At 27.8% G+C, this 16,879-nt stretch carries 16 protein-coding genes and 1 tRNA gene; 12 read left to right on the top strand and 5 right to left on the bottom strand.

Features of this window, described 5'->3' with window-relative positions; genetic code table 11:
* Positions 1–31 precede the first annotated feature (31 nt).
* The 11 genes from rpmI (at position 32) to ACTTA8_RS07430 (ending at position 11,721) form a co-directional block, all read left to right on the top strand.
* Entirely contained in the window at positions 32–238 is a 207-nt protein-coding gene (gene rpmI, locus ACTTA8_RS07380) for a 50S ribosomal protein L35 (RefSeq protein WP_023854436.1), read from the top strand.
* A 2-nt stretch (positions 239–240) separates the two neighbouring features.
* Positions 241–597 carry a 50S ribosomal protein L20 gene (gene rplT, locus ACTTA8_RS07385; RefSeq protein WP_440613511.1) on the top strand — a complete coding sequence of 119 codons (357 nt, stop codon included), beginning with the start codon at positions 241–243 and terminating at the stop codon, positions 595–597.
* Positions 598–637: 40 nt separating this feature from the next.
* Positions 638–1,705 (top strand): phenylalanine--tRNA ligase subunit alpha, encoded by a 1,068-nt coding sequence (pheS, locus tag ACTTA8_RS07390; protein ID WP_440655230.1) that lies wholly within the window; start codon positions 638–640, stop codon positions 1,703–1,705.
* Complete coding sequence (pheT, locus tag ACTTA8_RS07395) at positions 1,702–4,110, top strand: phenylalanine--tRNA ligase subunit beta (protein ID WP_440655231.1); 2,409 nt, start codon at positions 1,702–1,704, stop codon at positions 4,108–4,110. The genes pheS and pheT overlap by 4 nt, the downstream gene beginning before the upstream one ends.
* Before the next feature lie 5 nt (positions 4,111–4,115).
* Positions 4,116–5,924, top strand: coding sequence for a translation elongation factor 4 (lepA, locus tag ACTTA8_RS07400; RefSeq protein ID WP_440655232.1), 1,809 nt, complete (start codon positions 4,116–4,118; stop codon positions 5,922–5,924).
* 4 nt (positions 5,925–5,928) lie between these two features.
* Positions 5,929–6,618, top strand: coding sequence for a class I SAM-dependent methyltransferase (locus tag ACTTA8_RS07405; protein WP_440655233.1), 690 nt, complete (start codon positions 5,929–5,931; stop codon positions 6,616–6,618).
* Between the two features lies 1 nt (position 6,619).
* Positions 6,620–7,423, top strand: coding sequence for a glycosyl transferase family 17 (locus ACTTA8_RS07410; protein ID WP_440655235.1), 804 nt, complete (start codon positions 6,620–6,622; stop codon positions 7,421–7,423).
* Positions 7,424–7,430: 7 nt separating this feature from the next.
* Positions 7,431–7,520, top strand: a tRNA-Ser gene (locus ACTTA8_RS07415).
* A 23-nt stretch (positions 7,521–7,543) separates the two neighbouring features.
* Entirely contained in the window at positions 7,544–8,230 is a 687-nt protein-coding gene (locus ACTTA8_RS07420; protein WP_440655236.1) for an FkbM family methyltransferase, read from the top strand.
* A gap of 141 nt (positions 8,231–8,371) precedes the next feature.
* On the top strand, positions 8,372–10,435 hold the full coding sequence (locus ACTTA8_RS07425) for a DNA gyrase subunit B (RefSeq protein WP_440655238.1): 2,064 nt from the start codon (positions 8,372–8,374) through the stop codon (positions 10,433–10,435).
* Between the two features lie 2 nt (positions 10,436–10,437).
* Positions 10,438–11,721 (top strand): ActS/PrrB/RegB family redox-sensitive histidine kinase, encoded by a 1,284-nt coding sequence (locus ACTTA8_RS07430; RefSeq protein ID WP_440655239.1) that lies wholly within the window; start codon positions 10,438–10,440, stop codon positions 11,719–11,721.
* On the opposite strand, the gene ACTTA8_RS07435 is transcribed toward ACTTA8_RS07430, so the two are convergent.
* Genes ACTTA8_RS07435 through ACTTA8_RS07445 form a run of 3 tightly spaced genes read right to left on the bottom strand, consistent with a single transcriptional unit; the run spans position 11,715 to position 15,006 of the window.
* On the bottom strand, positions 11,715–13,514 hold the full coding sequence (locus tag ACTTA8_RS07435; protein ID WP_440655240.1) for a cobaltochelatase CobT-related protein: 1,800 nt from the start codon (positions 13,512–13,514) through the stop codon (positions 11,715–11,717). The two genes, ACTTA8_RS07430 and ACTTA8_RS07435, sit on opposite strands and share 7 nt — an antisense overlap.
* Positions 13,515–14,489, bottom strand: a complete 975-nt coding sequence (gene cobS / locus ACTTA8_RS07440; protein WP_440655242.1) for a cobaltochelatase subunit CobS — start codon at positions 14,487–14,489, stop codon at positions 13,515–13,517.
* Positions 14,473–15,006 (bottom strand): J domain-containing protein, encoded by a 534-nt coding sequence (locus ACTTA8_RS07445; RefSeq protein WP_428079254.1) that lies wholly within the window; start codon positions 15,004–15,006, stop codon positions 14,473–14,475. The genes cobS and ACTTA8_RS07445 overlap by 17 nt, the downstream gene beginning before the upstream one ends.
* 17 nt (positions 15,007–15,023) lie before the next feature.
* On the opposite strand from ACTTA8_RS07445, the gene ACTTA8_RS07450 reads away from it, so the two are divergent.
* A complete protein-coding gene (locus tag ACTTA8_RS07450) occupies positions 15,024–15,284 on the top strand; it encodes a BolA family protein (RefSeq protein WP_440655244.1) in 261 nt (86 codons plus the stop codon).
* On the opposite strand, the gene aroB is transcribed toward ACTTA8_RS07450, so the two are convergent.
* Both aroB and ACTTA8_RS07460 read right to left on the bottom strand, forming a co-directional pair.
* Positions 15,261–16,379 (bottom strand): 3-dehydroquinate synthase, encoded by a 1,119-nt coding sequence (gene aroB, locus ACTTA8_RS07455; RefSeq protein WP_440655246.1) that lies wholly within the window; start codon positions 16,377–16,379, stop codon positions 15,261–15,263. The genes ACTTA8_RS07450 and aroB overlap by 24 nt on opposite strands.
* Positions 16,366–16,878 (bottom strand): shikimate kinase, encoded by a 513-nt coding sequence (locus ACTTA8_RS07460; RefSeq protein WP_440655247.1) that lies wholly within the window; start codon positions 16,876–16,878, stop codon positions 16,366–16,368. The genes aroB and ACTTA8_RS07460 overlap by 14 nt, the downstream gene beginning before the upstream one ends.
* Position 16,879 lies beyond the last annotated feature (1 nt).

The raw sequence follows: 16,879 nt of genomic DNA on the forward strand, positions 1-16,879 counted from the left end.
TTAAACATTCTTTGTATAAGTCCGCAGAATTATGCCAAAATTAAAAACAAAAAGCTCTGCAAAAAAAAGATTTAAAATATCAGCTAAGGGTAAAGTTATATCTGCTCAAGCAGGTAAAAGACACGGTATGATTAAACGAACGAATTCACAAATTAGAAAATTAAGAGGCACTACAACTTTGTCTAAACAAGATGGCAAAATTGTTAAATCATACATGCCTTACAGTTTAAGAGGGTAACAATGGCAAGAGTTAAAAGAGGCGTAACAAGTAAAGCAAAACATAAGAAAGTTTTGAAAGCCGTAAAAGGTCAGTGGGGCAGAAGAAAAAATACTATCAGAGTTGCTAAACAAGCTATGGAGAAATCTATGCAGTATGCTTACAGAGATAGAAGAAATAAAAAAAGAGATTTCAAATCATTATGGATACAGAGAATTAATGCCGGTGTAAGAGCAGAGGGTATGACTTATTCAAAATTTATTAATGGTTTAAGTAAATGTGGTGTTACAATAGATAGAAAAATTTTAGCTGAAATTGCCTACGATAGTCCAGAAGCATTTAAAACAATTGTACAAAAAGCTCAATCCGCTTTAAATTAATCTCTATTGTTTTTATTTCTTAAGGAAATAATCTACTAATATGTCAGACATAAAAAATATTAGAGATCAATTTTTATCAAAGCTCAAGAATGAGCTAAGTTTAGATGAAATCAATTCAATCAAAACAAAGTTATTTGGAAAAAATGGTCAAATTTCATCTTTATTCAAAACTGTAGGATCAATACCAGAGTCTGACAGAAAAACTTTTGCAGCAGACTTGAATAAAATAAAAGATGAACTGCAATCTTTAATTTCAGAAAAGATTAAAGAAATAGAAACAAAAGAAGTTAATCAAAAACTTGAAAAAGAAAAAGTTGATATAACTTTACCTGCAAGACCTTTTGTTAGAGGAAAAATTCATCCTGTATCTCAAACGATAGATGAAATTTCATCTATATTTTCAGAAATAGGTTTTAGTGTTGAAGAAGGACCAGATGTAGAAAACGAATATAATAATTTTACTGCACTAAATACTCCAGATAATCATCCAGCTCGTGATATGCACGATACTTTTTATTTAGACGAAAATAAGGAAGTTCTATTAAGAACGCATACTTCACCAGTTCAAATTAGAACTATGTTAAAAGACAAGCCACCGTTTAAAATTATTGCTCCAGGTAGAACATATAGATCAGATAGTGATCAAACACATGCGCCAATGTTCCATCAGGTTGAGGGCCTTCATATAGATAAAGATATTAACATGGGTCATTTAAAGGGATGTTTAAATTATTTTATTAAAGAGTTCTTTGAAGTGGAAAAAATCAAAATGAGATTTAGACCAAGTCATTTTCCTTTTACAGAACCATCTGCAGAAGTAGATATTGGTTACGAAATTAAAGATGGTAAAATTGTTATAGGAGAAGGGGATCAGTGGCTTGAAATTTTAGGATGTGGAATGGTTCATCCAAATGTTTTAAAAAATGTTAAAGTTGATCCTGCTAAATACCAAGGATATGCATTTGGCATAGGTATAGACAGGTTAGCTATGCTAAAATATGGCATTAATGATTTAAGAGCTTTTTTTGACTGTGATTACAGATGGTTAAATCATTTTGGATTTGATCCTCTTGATGTTCCCACAAATTATAGAGGTCTAAGTCGATGAAGATAACATTTGATTGGTTAAAAGATCATTTATCTGTAAGTGCCAAGGAAGAAAAGTTACTTGAGAAATTAACTGATATAGGACTTGAAGTTGAAAGTGTTGAAAATTTATCTGAAGGTTTAGATTTATTCAAAGTAGCAAAAATTTTAAAAACTGAAAAACATCCTAATGCAGACCGTTTAAAAGTTTGTGATGTTGATGTAGGTGAAAAAGAGATTAAGAAGGTCGTATGTGGTGCACCAAATGCTAGAGAAGGTTTAATTACTGTTTATGCTCCTCCTGGTGCGGTTATTCCAAAAAATAAAACTAAATTAGTCATAGCAAAAATTAGAGATGTTACATCTTATGGTATGCTTTGTTCTGAATCAGAACTCAATTTGTCTGAAGAAAGTGATGGAATTACTGAGCTTTCATCTTCGAAATACAACAATAGTATTGGAAAAAGTTTTTTTACTCAATCTAGTTCTAATTTGATTGATTTATCAATCACACCCAACAGACCAGACTGTCTTGGCGTTAGAGGAATAGCTAGAGATTTAGTAGCTTCAGGCTTTGGTAAATTAAAACAGATTAAAGAACAAAAAATAAAATCGAAAAAATCACAAACAATTAAAGTAAAAATTAAAAACGAAAAAAACCAAGGATGTTTTTCTTTTGGAAGCTGTTTGGTAACAAATGTAAAAAATACCGAAAGTCCAAAGTGGTTAAAGGATAAATTAATTTCTATAGGTCAAAAACCTATTTCAGCAATTGTTGATATTACAAATTATGTAATGATAGATATTAATCGGCCATTACACGCATATGATGCTGATAAAATTGAAAAAGGTATAATTGTTAGAAACTCAAAATCTGGTGAAGAGTTCACAGCTTTAGATAACAAAACCTATAAACTTGAAGATGATATGTGTGTAATTAGTGATTATAAAGGTGTGTTAGGACTTGGTGGTATCATCGGAGGTACAAGATCTGGAACAGAAATGGATACACAAAATGTTTTAATTGAGTCCGCTTATTTTGATCCAAGATCAATTAGAAGAACAGCAAAAAGATTAAATATTGATACAGATGCAAAATTTAGATTTGAAAGAGGAATAGACCAATTATCAATTGAAGAAGGTTTAAATAAAGCAGCTTTTTTAATTAAAGAAATTTGTGGTGGTGAAATTAGTAAGATTGATATCCAAAAAATTAGTACATTTAAAAATCAAATAATTAAATTTGATCCAAATTCGTTTGAAAAAGTTACAGGTTTTAAAATTTTAACAAAAGATATGTTAAAAATTTTGGATAACTTAGGTTTTACATGTAAAAAAGATAAAAAAGTTTTTAAACTAAGTATCCCATCCTGGAGACCAGATATTACTCAGGAAATAGATGTTGTTGAGGAATTGGTAAGAATAGTTGGTTATGATAAAATAAAGATAGAAGAACCTATCAAAGTGAGAAAAAAATCCACTTTAACGCAAACTCAAAAATTGTTTCATTTCCTTCAAAGATCTGTTGCTTCAAAAGGTTATTTGGAGGCAATTACTTGGTCTTTCACAGATGCAAAATATAATGATCATTTTAAAGGACAAAATGATGAATTAAAAATTGTGAACCCTATAAGTTCAGAATTAGGAGTTTTAAGAAATTCAATATTTTCAAATTTAATTATGTATATGAGCAAAAATATAGATAGAGGATTTAAAGATTTATCTATTTTTGAAATAGGACCAATATTTTTTGGAAAACAACCTGGTGAACAAAATATAGTAGTCTGTGGTTTATCTGCTGGAAAAAAATCTCGTCTTTCTTGGTTAGAAAAAGAGAGAAATGTCGATGTTTTTGATATTAAAAAAGATGTAGTCCAAACTTTAGTTGAAGCAGGTTACGATGCAGAAAAATTTTTTATTGATGATGAAACACCTGATTATTATCATCCAGGTAAATCAGGAAGATTATTTTTGAACAGAGGTAAAGAAAGTGTGGCTGCATACTTTGGTGAAATTCATCCAAATATTATTAAGCAAATAGATATGAAAACCGAGTCTTTAGTAGGTTTTGAAATATTTCTTGAAAATTTAAAATTACCAAAAAAATCATTAAAAGATCAAAAAACAAAATATTCTGTTTCAGATTATCAAAAGTCAGAAAGGGATTTTGCTTTTATAGTTGATAAGAAAATTAAAGTTCAAGATTTGGTAAATGTTGTATCAAATGTTGATAAAAATTTGATTTCTAACATTAAAGTTTTTGATGTTTATGAGGGCGATAATATTCCTGAAAACCAAAAATCAATTGCGATCAGTGTTACAATTCAATCACAAGAAAAAACTCTTAAAGAAGCGGATTTAGATCAAATAAATAAGTCAATTATAGAAACAGTCGAAAATAAAACTGGCGCTAAAATTCGATCCTAAAGCCAATGAGTTCAATCGATAATATAAGAAATTTTGCAATCATCGCACACATTGATCATGGAAAATCTACTATTGCAGATAGAATAATTCATAGTTGTGGTGGTCTGACTGAAAGAGAGATGAAAGCTCAAGTTTTAGACTCAATGGATATTGAACGAGAGAGAGGTATCACTATTAAAGCTCAAACAGTAAAGCTAAATTATAAAGCTAAAGATGGAAAAGAATATATTTTAAACATTATAGATACTCCAGGCCATGTAGACTTTAGCTATGAGGTAAGCAGATCTTTATATGCTTGTGAAGGTTCAATTTTGATTGTTGATAGTACACAAGGAGTTGAGGCTCAAACTTTAGCAAATGTTTACCAAGCATTAGATACAAATCATGAAATTGTCCCAGTATTAAATAAAGTAGATTTACCAGCTTCTGATTTAGAAAGAACAAAAAAGCAAATTGAGGAAGTTATTGGAATAGACACACAGAATGCTATTCCATGTTCAGGAAAAACTGGTGAAGGAATAGGAGATATTTTAGAGCAAATTATAACGACTTTACCAGCACCAAAAGGTGAAAGTTCATCAGATTTAAAATGTTTACTAGTTGATAGTTGGTACGATACTTATTTAGGTGTTGTCATATTAGTTAGAGTTATAGATGGGAAACTTTCAAAACACATGAAGATCAAAATGATGTCTTCAAATCAAGAATATATTGTTGAAAAAGTAGGTGTTTTTACACCAAAGCCAGTTGATATCACTGAATTAAAAACAGGAGAAATAGGATTTATCACAACAGGTATAAAAGTGTTATCAGAGACAAAAGTTGGAGATACAATTTGTGATGCAACAAAACCATTAAAGGAAGCTTTACCAGGTTTTAAACCTAGTAAACCTGTAGTATTTTGTGGATTGTTTCCTGTAGATAGTTCAGAGTTTCAAAAATTAAAAGATGGTTTAGCAAAGTTACAATTAAATGATGCAAGCTTCTCTTTTGAACCAGAGTCATCTTCAGCTTTAGGGTTAGGTTTTAGATGTGGGTTTTTAGGTTTGCTTCATTTAGAAATTGTAACAGAGCGACTTGAAAGAGAATTTGATGTTAATTTATTAACAACAACCCCTGGGGTAGTTTATAAAGTTCATTTGAACAATGGTGATAAGATGGATTTACAAAATCCATCAAGCTTACCTGATCCTACATTAATAAAATATATTGAAGAACCTTGGATTAAGGCAACCATTATTACTCCAGATCAGTACTTAGGTTCAATAATTAAAATGTGTCAAGACAAAAGAGGAGTACAAACCAATCTTAGTTATTCTGGAAGTAGAGCAGTAGTAAATTATGAACTTCCCTTAAACGAAGTTGTGTTTGATTTCAACGATAGACTTAAGTCAATGACAAGTGGATATGCAAGTTTTGATTATGAAATAATTGAGCATAGAGAAGGTGATCTAGTAAAACTTGGTATTTTAGTCAATGCTGAACCTGTTGATGCTTTAGCTATGATGATTCATAAAGATTTTGCACAAAAAACCGGAAGAGAAGTTTGTGAAAAACTTAAAGACCTTATTCCAAGACATAATTTTATGATTCCTGTCCAAGCTGCAATTGGAGGAAAAATTATAGCTAGAGAAACTATCAAAGGGTTTAAAAAAGATGTTTTAACAAAAATTCATGGTGGTGGTGCTACGGATAGAAAAAGAAAACTTTTAGAAAAACAGAAAAAAGGTAAAGCTAGATCAAAACAGTTTGGAAGAGTGGAGATACCCCAAGAGGCCTTTATTGGTGTATTAAAAATAAGTAAAGAAAAATAAGGTAATGTTAATTAATAAGCTTGAACAAAATAGAAATATAAATTTTTTTTTGAATAAAATCTATCATTTATTATTAAGTGAAAAATTCTCAAAAAAAATTAATTTTGATTTTGATAAAAGAAATAGAATTGATCTAATTAAATATATTATTGAAAAAAAAAATTATAAAAATTATTTAGAGATTGGTTGCCATAAAAATGAAGTGTTTGATAAAATTAATATAGAAAAAATTGGAGTTGATCCCGTTAGTGGAGGAAATTATAGAGGATTTAGTGATGATTTTTTTAGGGAAAATAAAAAAAGTTTTGATTGTATTTTTATAGATGGATTACATGAATACGATCAAGTCAAGAGAGATATTGTTAATTCAATCAAAATTTTAAATAGAGATGGAATGATAATTTTACATGATTGTTTGCCACCATCCATTAATCATCAAAGGGTACCTAGAACAAGATATACATGGAATGGAGATGTATGGAAAGCTATTGTTGAAACTAGAACCTGGGAGCATGTTGATACTTATACAGTTTTAGCAGATCAAGGTTTAGGAGTAATCAAAAATAATCCAAATACTAATAAGTTAGATTTAAAAAATAACTCGTTCAAAAATTTAAAATATAAATTCTTTTATGAGAATTATAATAAAATTATGAGAACCATAACATATGAGGAATTTTTAAAAATAATTTGAAATGGGAAGTAAAATTTTTGATTGTATTACTTTTTTTAATGAAAATTTTATAACAAATATAAGATTTGAAATTTTAAACAATTTTGTTGATTATTTTGTTGTCTGTGAGTCAGTTTATGATCATAGGGGACATAAAAAAGACTTAAATTTCAAACTTCTAAATCAAAAATATAAATCTAAAATTATTTACTTGGTTCTTGAAGATAAGTTTGAAAGTAAAGATTTGTGGGAAAATCAAGCTAAACAAAGAGAATTTATTTTTAATGGATTGAAACTAGCTAAAGATGAAGATTATATAATGTTTTCAGATCCAGATGAAATTCCTAATCCAAAAATACTAGAAAATTTTAACTTACAAAATAAGTATGGAATATTTTTACAAGATTGTTTTTGTTACAAGATAAATATTTTTAACAAATACGAAAGTCCATGGGAAGGTACAAGAGTTTGTAGAAAAAAAAATCTTAAATCAATTGACTATATAAGACAGAAAGTAGTTAGAAAAAATTTAAAATATAGTTTTTTTAGACTTGATAAAGAAAAAAATATTCAATTAATAGAAAATGGAGGATGGCACTTTAATAATTTAATGTCACCTGAAAATATATCCTTAAAACTAAAAACCTTCGCTCATAGTGAATATTCAAGTGATATCTATTCATCTGTTAAAGTTATAGAAGAAAAGATCAGAAAAAAAATTGATCTATTTAACCGTGGACATGAATATGAGGTGAAAAATATAAATAGTGATTATCCAAAATATATTTTAGATAATTTACAAATTTTTCGAGATTACATTGATTAAATTTTTTGGAGAGGTGGCCGAGTGGTTGAAGGCGCACGCTTGGAAAGCGTGTAAAGAAGAAATTCTTTCATGGGTTCGAATCCCATTCTCTCCGCCAAATATGAATACTAAACAAAAATAATGATAAAAAAATTTATTACTAGAAAAAGTTTTTTTTACAAACCTTATTTATATTTTCGAGTCATTTGGTTGGAAAAATTTTTTCTTAAAAAGAAAACATATTCACAATGTGGTGAAGATAGCTTTATTACTAAATTTTTTGAAAAACAAAAAAAAGGTATTTATTTAGATGTTGGTGCTTTTAATCCAATAAAATATAGTAATACTTATCTTTTATATAAAATGGGTTGGAAAGGTACAAATATTGACTTGAACCAAACTTCTATAGATTTATTTAACATTGTAAGACCTAATGATAGAAATATATGTGCTGCAATAAGTGATAAAGAAGAAAATGTTAAAGTAAGTATTGAAAATATTTTTAGTCCACTTAATACAATTTCTTTAAATCGTTCCAAGAAATTGAATTTAAAAAGTATCAAAAAAAATTCTTATTATATTAAATCTAAAAAAATTAACAAAATTGTTAAAAATAAGTTTGATTTTTTAAATATAGATGTTGAAGGATTTGATATAAAAGTTTTAAAATCAATAAAATTAAATTTCTATGAACCAAAATTAATCTGCATTGAAATTTTAAATGGTAATAAATTTATTTCTTTAAAAAAATATTTAAATAAATGCAACTATGTTTTTGTTAAAAAAATGGGACCAAGTTATTTTTTTAGGCGTAAAGAGAAATTATAATTTTTTTATAAAAATTTGTATATAAATGCTTAAAAGTATTGATATTAAACGTTTATTTGAGCTTTTGTATAATAACTAATAATTATAAATGAACATTTTTTGTTAAAAAATGGTATAATTTTTCTTTTCCAAAATTTAAATATGACAAACAAAAATACATATAAAGCAGATTCAATTAAAGTTTTAAAAGGTCTTGAGGCGGTTAGAAAAAGACCTGGTATGTATATAGGTGATACCGATGATGGCACAGGTTTACATCATATGGTTTATGAGGTTGTAGATAATTCTATAGACGAGGCATTAGCAGGTCATTGTAAAAATATTAATGTAAAAATTAATTCTGATGGAACAGTTACTGTAAATGATGATGGAAGAGGTATCCCTGTTGACATGCATAAAGGGGAAAAAAAATCTGCAGCCGAAGTAATTATGACTCAACTTCATGCAGGTGGTAAGTTTGATCATGACTCATATAAAGTTTCCGGTGGACTACACGGCGTTGGTGTTTCAGTTGTTAATGCATTGTCAGAAAAACTAAAATTAGAAATAAACAGAGATGGAAAAAAACACTTTATTGAATTTAAAAATGGTGAAGCAAAATCTCCTCTTAAAGTAGTTGGAAAATCTAAAAATACAGGAACTCAAATAACATTCTTACCCTCGAAAGATATATTCTCATCAATTAAATTTAGTGCAAATATTTTAATTAAAAGGATGAGAGAGTTAGCTTTCTTAAATAAAGGTATAAAAATAATTTTTACTGACGCTAGTCAAAAAAAAGAAAAGACATCTGAATTTAAATTTGATGGTGGTGTTTTAGAGTTTGTAGACTTTTTAGATGAGAAAAGAGAAAAACTAAAAAATAAAAATGGTAATGATTTATTTCGAAAACCAATTTATATTGAAGGCAAAAAGAATAATATTGAAATAGAGTGTTCATTAAAATGGAATGCTGGTTATGCAGAAGATATATTTCCATACACAAATAATATTTATCAAAAAGATGGTGGAACACATTTATTAGGTTTTAGAAGTGCTCTTACAAGAGTCGTAAATAAATATGCAAATGAAAATAATTTATTAAAAAAAAATAAATTAGCTATTTCAGGAGATGATATTAAAGAAGGCTTAACGTGTGTGCTTTCAACTAAAATCCCTGATCCTAAGTTTTCTTCACAAACCAAAGATAAGTTAGTTTCGTCTGAGGTAAGAATGATTGTTGAAACTTTGGTAAATGAAAAATTATCAATTTGGTTTGATCAAAATCCATCAATTTCCAAAATAGTTTTGGCTAAAGTAATTCAAGCAGCTATGGCTAGAGATGTTGCAAGAAAAGCTAGAGAAAATGTAAGAAGAAAAGGAGCTCTTGAGTTAAGTGGATTACCGGGAAAATTAGCCGATTGTCAGATAGGAAAACAAGAGGGTACAGAATTGTTTATAGTTGAGGGAGACTCAGCAGGTGGTTCCGCTAAACAAGGAAGAAATAGAGCAAATCAAGCAGTTTTGCCTCTAAGAGGTAAAATTTTAAACACTTACGTTGAGGATATAAATATAAAAAAAAATGGCAATGGCAATGGCAATGGTTCTGATCTAAGAACAAAAGCTCTTGCAAAGATGATATCTTCAAATGAGATAGTAACATTAATTAATGCACTCGGACTTGATCCTAAATCTCAGGAAATAGATTTAAAAGATTTAAGATATGGTAAAATAATTATAATGACCGATGCCGATGTTGATGGTTCTCACATAAGAGCATTGTTGTTAACTTTTTTTAATAACAAACCATTTAATAAATTAATTGAAAATGGTCACGTTTATTTAGCTCAACCACCATTGTTTAAAATTAATAAAGGTTCAAAAGGGATTTATATTAAAGATGAAAAAGAATTAGAGGATTATATCGTAAATAATAACAAGGAATTAAAAAAATTGAAAAGAGGCTCAAAAGACTACTTAAATGCCTTAGATTTAGAAAAATCAAAAATGAATATACAAAGATTCAAGGGTCTTGGTGAAATGAATCCAGAAGAGTTGTGGAATACAACTTTAGACCCTGAAACTAGAAACTTGCTTCAAGTGCAGTACTCTAAGGATCTTAAAAAAGATCAAAGTCTTATACATACACTAATGGGAAGTGATGTTGCGTTAAGAAAAGATTTCATAGTCTCAAATGCTATTAATGTAAAAAATCTTGATATTTAAAAATGAAGTTTTTTGAAACTTCAAAACACCATTCATTCAAAAAATCTACTTATATTACTTTAAGATGGATTGGAATAATTGGACAGTTAATCGCAGTTAATTTTGTACACTTTATATTAAATTTTAAATTTGATTTTATAACTTCTAATCTAGTTATATTTGTTGGCATAATAAGTAATTTTTACTTAATTTTTATTTATAAAAAAACTCAATTATCAGACAGATCAGCTTTCATTTTTTTAGTTATTGATATTTTGCAATTAGCTATTTTACTTTACTTGACAGGAGGAATTCTTAATCCATTTGTTATTTTTATAATTATTCCGAGTGTATTTTCATCCTCTAATTTAAGCTTTAGAACAAATACTTTGCTTGTATTGTTAACAGCTTTCTCAATTATATTTTTAATTTTTTATTCAACAGAATTACCTTCGCCACTTGGTGATCATTTTCATGTAAGCCCTTATTATTATTACTCTATTCCGATTGCTTTGATTGTTGCCCTTGTTTTTTTAAATTATTTTGCAATGACATTTGGAACTCAATCTAGGTTAAGAAAAGAGGCTCTCACGAAAATGGAGGAAGTAATGGCCAAAGAACATGAACTATTGTCTTTAGGTGGTCAAGCAGCAGCAGCTGCTCATTCATTAGGAACACCACTTTCAACCATAAAAATAATTACTCAAGAATTACTAAAACAATTTGAGGGTAACAAAGATGTAGAAAAAGATATCAATTTATTATCGAGTCAGGTTGAAAGGTGTAATGAAATATTAAAAAAATTAACATTAAATCCAGATGAAGAGGATGAATTTATTGATAAGGATATTTCAATTAGAGATTATTTAAATGAAATTTTAAATTCATTTAAAGAAATAAGTACAAAAAACTTTATCTTTAATTTTGATCAAGACTCTAATTCAAAAAAAATAGTTAAATCCATAGAAATTGTCTATGGACTAAGAAATTTCCTTGGTAATGCTAATAAATTTTCTAATGAAAATATTTTCATAAATTTAAAGAGTGATAGTGAATTTACTGAAATAAGTATTGAGGATGATGGTCCGGGTTATCCAAAAGATATTTTGTCAAAAATTGGAGAACCATATTTAAAATCAAATAACCCTCAAGATAAATCAAAAACAGGACTTGGTTTAGGTTTATTTATAGGAAAAACACTGTTAGAAAAAAATTTTGCTTCTGTAATATGTAGAAACTCTAAAACAAGATCTGGCGCAGAAGTAATAATTAAATGGAGGAATAAAGATTTATTTAATATTCAATGAAATTTTTTCTTTGTTTCGAACAAAGAGCTTAGTTGAGATATCATCACATCACCTAATTCATTTACATCAGTAATTTTTATAGCTCTATCATAATATCTTGAAACATCATGGCCAATACCAATCGCTAAAATTTCAATATCAGATTTATTCTCAATAAATTTGACCATTTTCTTTAAATGTTTTTCTAAAAAGTCTCCTGAATTTACTGAAAGTGTAGAGTCGTCAACTGGTGCTCCATCAGAAATTACCATTAAAATTTTTCTTTCTTCTTTTCTCTTTTTAATCCGGTTGTATGCCCAAGATATAGCTTCGCCATCAATATTTTCTTTTAACAAGCCCTCTTTTAACATCAGGCCTAAATTATTTTTTGCTTGTCTCCAATGTGTATCCGCACCTTTATAAATTATATGTCTTAGATCGTTAAGTCTCCCAGGTGTTTTTGGTTTTGAATTTTTAGTCCAAAATTCTCTACTCTGTCCACCTTTCCAGTTTTTTGTAGTAAATCCTAAAATCTCTACTTTGACTGAACACCTTTCGAGTGTCCTTGACAAAATATCTGCACAAATAGCAGCAATCGTTATTGGTCTTCCTCTCATAGAACCAGAATTATCAATAAGTAAAGTTACAACTGTATCTTTAAAATCTAAATCCTTTTCTTTTTTAAATGACAAAGAGTTATATGGATCCATTATTATTCTTGGTAACTTTGAACTATCAAGCAAGCCTTCTTCTAAATCAAATTCCCAAGCTCTATTTTGTTTTGCTAGTAATTGTCTTTGAAGTTTATTAGCTAATTTAGTAATTACATCTTGGAAACCAATTAATTGTTGATCTAAATTTTTTCTTAGTTTTGTAGCCTCATCTGCATTTTCTAGATTTTCAGCTTTAACAACCTCATCATATTGTGTTGTAAATATTTTGTAATCAAGATTTACATTATCAATTTTTTTTTGAATTACCTGCTCAGAGTTTTGTTCATCAGACTCAACATCAGACAACTGCTCATCCAAATTAAACTCGTCTATACTATAATCAGCATCAACAGAAGCCTCAGTTTGCTGTTCATCATTTTCATCTTTGCTATCTTCATTGTCTTTATTTTGGTCATCATTTGAGGGATTATCTTGACCTTGATCTTGATTTTCTTCCTCTTCTTGGTCTTCTTCATCGCTTTGAAAAATATCCATTTCTTCTAATATTTCAGAAAATTTAGAGCTGTATGTATTTTGATTTTCTAAATTATTTAATAAAAACTCTTTATGTTGCTTAATTGATTGCTCAAAATCTTTTTCCCAGAAATTAAGCATTCTAGATGTTAAAGGATTTAGGTCTATATTATGAAAATTTTTAAGCATATATAGCTCAAATGCTTCAGCAACAGGAACGTCTTCTTTTGTTTTAAGCTGATCTTTTCTTTTACGATTAATTATTTGTGAATAGTTTTCAGAAAAATTTTTTTGAATTCCTTTCAACATTTTGCCCCCAAGGGCCTCATATCTAATCTTTTCAGCTATATTATATAAAGATCTAGAAGAAGTGTTAGAAGGCAAATTTTTTCTATAAATTTTTTCATTAGAAAACCTTTTTTTAAGTGCTGTAGAGTCTGTTTCAGCCCTTAATTTTATAAAATCACTTGGACTAGTTAGATCATTTATTTCAAAAGATGAAATATCTTTCGTTTTTTTATCTTCAGAAGATTTGTTGTTTATATCAATATCGTCTGAGATTACTTTTGCTGTTGAAGATAAAGCAATTCTAAATTTTTCTTTTAAATTTGTTTCTTTATTGCTCATTTAAATTTGAATATTGATCAAAGACTCAGGCAATTCTACACCAAAACATCTTTGATAATATTCCGCGATTGTATTTTTCTCAATATCATCGCACTTATTTAAAAAGGTTACTCTAAATGCATATCCGGTATCCTTAAAAATTTCAGAATTTTCAGCCCAATGAAGAACTGTTCTTGGACTCATTACAGTTGATATATCTCCAGCAATAAACCCTTTTCTAGTTAAGGATGCTACTTTAATCATATTAGCAACTTTTTCTTTTCCCTTAGCATTATTTAAATTTTTATTCTTTGCTAAAACTATATCCATTTCTCTATCTAGGCTTAGATAGTTTAATGTTGTTACAATATTCCATCTATCCATTTGACCTTGGTTAATCTGCTGTGTCCCGTGATAAAGTCCAGTAGTATCACCAAGCCCAACGGTATTAGATGTAGCAAATAACCTGAAATACTTATTTTGACTAATTACTTTGTTTTTATCTAGTAGTGTGAAATTTCCTTCAGCCTCCAACACTCTTTGAATAACGAACATAACATCGGGTCTTCCAGCGTCATACTCATCAAATACTAAAGCAACTGGATTTTGAATTGACCATGGAAGAATACCCTCATTAAACTGTGTTACTTGTTTTCCATCTTTAAGGACAATTGCATCCTTACCTATTAAATCTATTCTACTTACGTGACTGTCTAAATTTACTCGAATACAAGGCCAGTTTAATCTAGCAGCTATTTGCTCTATGTGTGTTGATTTTCCAGTACCATGATATCCTTGTACCAATACTCTTTTATTGAATGCAAATCCTGAAATGATTGCAAGTGTAGTATCTCTATCAAATTTGTAATTTTTATCTATTTCAGGCACATATTCACTTCTTCTTGAAAAGGCATCCACTTCCATTTCGGAATCTATTCCGAAAGATTGTTTTAAAGAAACTTTTATGTCAGGTTGGATGTTAAGATTTGGAGTCAATTTTTTCCCTATAAGTGTTTTTTAGCTGTGTGTAAGCTAAAGTTATCAGTTTTAATTTTTCCTCGTATTTTTTATTTCCGGCATTCATATCAGGGTGAAATTTTTTAACAAGCACTTTGAATTTTTCTTGTATTTTTTGCCACTTTAAACCCACAGATATTCCCAATATTCCAAATGCTTTAATATCTTTATGATCAAATTTAAATTGACGCATATGATTATAGTCTCCATTGAATTTATCTTTATCAAATTCATCTTTTAAAGTTGTGTTCCATAGGACTTTAAAAAAATTATCTGAAGAACTAAAATTTTGAGTGGGTTTATGCCAAGTCATATCTGACTTTAAAAAATTGATTACTTGATTATCACTCATCCCAGAAAAATAATTCCAGTTTTTGTTAAATTCTTTAACATGTTCCAGACAAAGCATTCTATATTTCCTGCTATTATCCTTCTCAATTGGCGCTCTGTATTCACCAATTTCATTACAATTATTCCAGTCACAAATATTTTTCATGATATAATATTTACTATATGGATATAAATGAATTAATTGCAATTATAAAAAAAAAATTATCAGAACAAATAAATATTCAAAGTATAGATATAGAAGATAAATCTTTTCTTCATAAAAATCACAAAGGAAATCAGGAAGGCAAATATCATTTAAAATTAAGTATAGTTTCTGATGAGTTAAAAAATATGAACAGAATTGAAAGCAATAAAAAAATTTATAAAGTATTAGATAAAGAGTTGAAAGAAACTATTCACTCAATTCAAATTCAAATATCTTAAGTAATCATTAAAAAATTTTTTCAGTCTTTGTTTTGGATATTCAATATTAATTTGTGGAGATCCAATTTTTTTTAAAAGTACTAAATTAATTTTTTGAGATTTATTTTTTTTATCCTTTGTCATGAAAAATAATATTTTATTTATATCTTTTTTTTTAAAAAATTTATTAACAGATATTGATAGATTTAGATTATTGATATGATTTAATATTAGGTTGTAATCACTTTTTTTAAGTATTTTTAAATTTAAACTAAAACTTAATGCTGTCCTTATCCCTAGAATTACTGCTTCACCGTGATTTAATTTCTTATTGTAATTTAAGCTTGCTTCGTAAGCGTGGCCAAATGTATGTCCGAAATTTAAAACTTTTCTTAAATTTTTTTCTTTCTCGTCTTTTTCAACTACATTTTTTTTAATTTTACAGCTTTCATAAATTGCTTTTTCAATAAATGGAGAGCTCAGTTTGGTAATTTTATTCACATTCTTATTTAAAAATTTAAAGAAATTTTTATCTCTTATCAGAGAATGTTTTAAAATTTCACCATATCCACAAACAATCTCTCTTTTTGGCAACGATTTAAGAAAATCAACATCTGATATAACTAGGTTCGGTTGATAAAAACTACCAATTAGGTTTTTTCCATAATGTGAATTTATGCCAGTTTTACCACCAATTGAAGAGTCAACTTGGGATAACAGTGTTGTTGGTATATTTATAAATTTCATACCTCTTTTAAAAATACTAGATGCAAAACCACTTACATCACCTGTAATGCCCCCACCTATTGATATTATACAGTCATCTCTAGAAAAGTTTTTATTTAATAAAATTTCTAAGATCTTATTAATAATATTAAAGTTTTTATTGGCCTCGCTGGCATTAAAAAAACATATATGTATTTTCTTTTTTTTTAATGAATTTTTTATTTTAGTGATAAATTTTTTTGGTACATTTTTATCAACTACAAGAAGACATTGATTAAATGTTAAGGAATTATTCTTAATTATTTTTGATAGGTTGGTAATTAAATTTGATCCAATTATTATTGGATATTTTTGAGTTTTTGTTTCAATTTTTAATTTAATTGGTTTCATAAATTTCTTTAATTTTGCTTACTATTTCATTTTTTGTAAGATTATCACATTTGATTTCATATAAGGCTTTAGAATAAATGTTAGTTCGTTTTTTAATTAAATCAATTAAATCATTATCTGTAGCATTAATTGTTAAAGGTCTTTTTTTGCTATTTTTAATTCTTTCAACTAAAATTTTTTCATTCCAATTTAACCAAAATGAATAATGATTTTTTAAAATTTCATTTCTAATATTTTTATTTGCAAAAGCACCTCCCCCAAGAGAGACAACTGTAGAACTAAGTTTTAACTTTTTAAGTGTAGTTTTTTCCTCAATTTTTCTAAAATATTCTTCTCCTTTTGTTTCAAATATTTTTCGAATTGTTGTATTTAAATTTTTCTCTATTTCTTTATCTACATCTACAAAATTTAATTTAAATTTTTTTGCTACTAAAGAGCCTATAGAACTCTTACCAGATCCCATCATACCTAGAAAAACTAGATTTTTTTTTGATTTCATA

This window comes from Candidatus Pelagibacter sp. HIMB1506 (assembly GCF_052047935.1).
In the GTDB taxonomy this organism is placed as follows: Bacteria; Pseudomonadota; Alphaproteobacteria; order Pelagibacterales; family Pelagibacteraceae; genus Pelagibacter.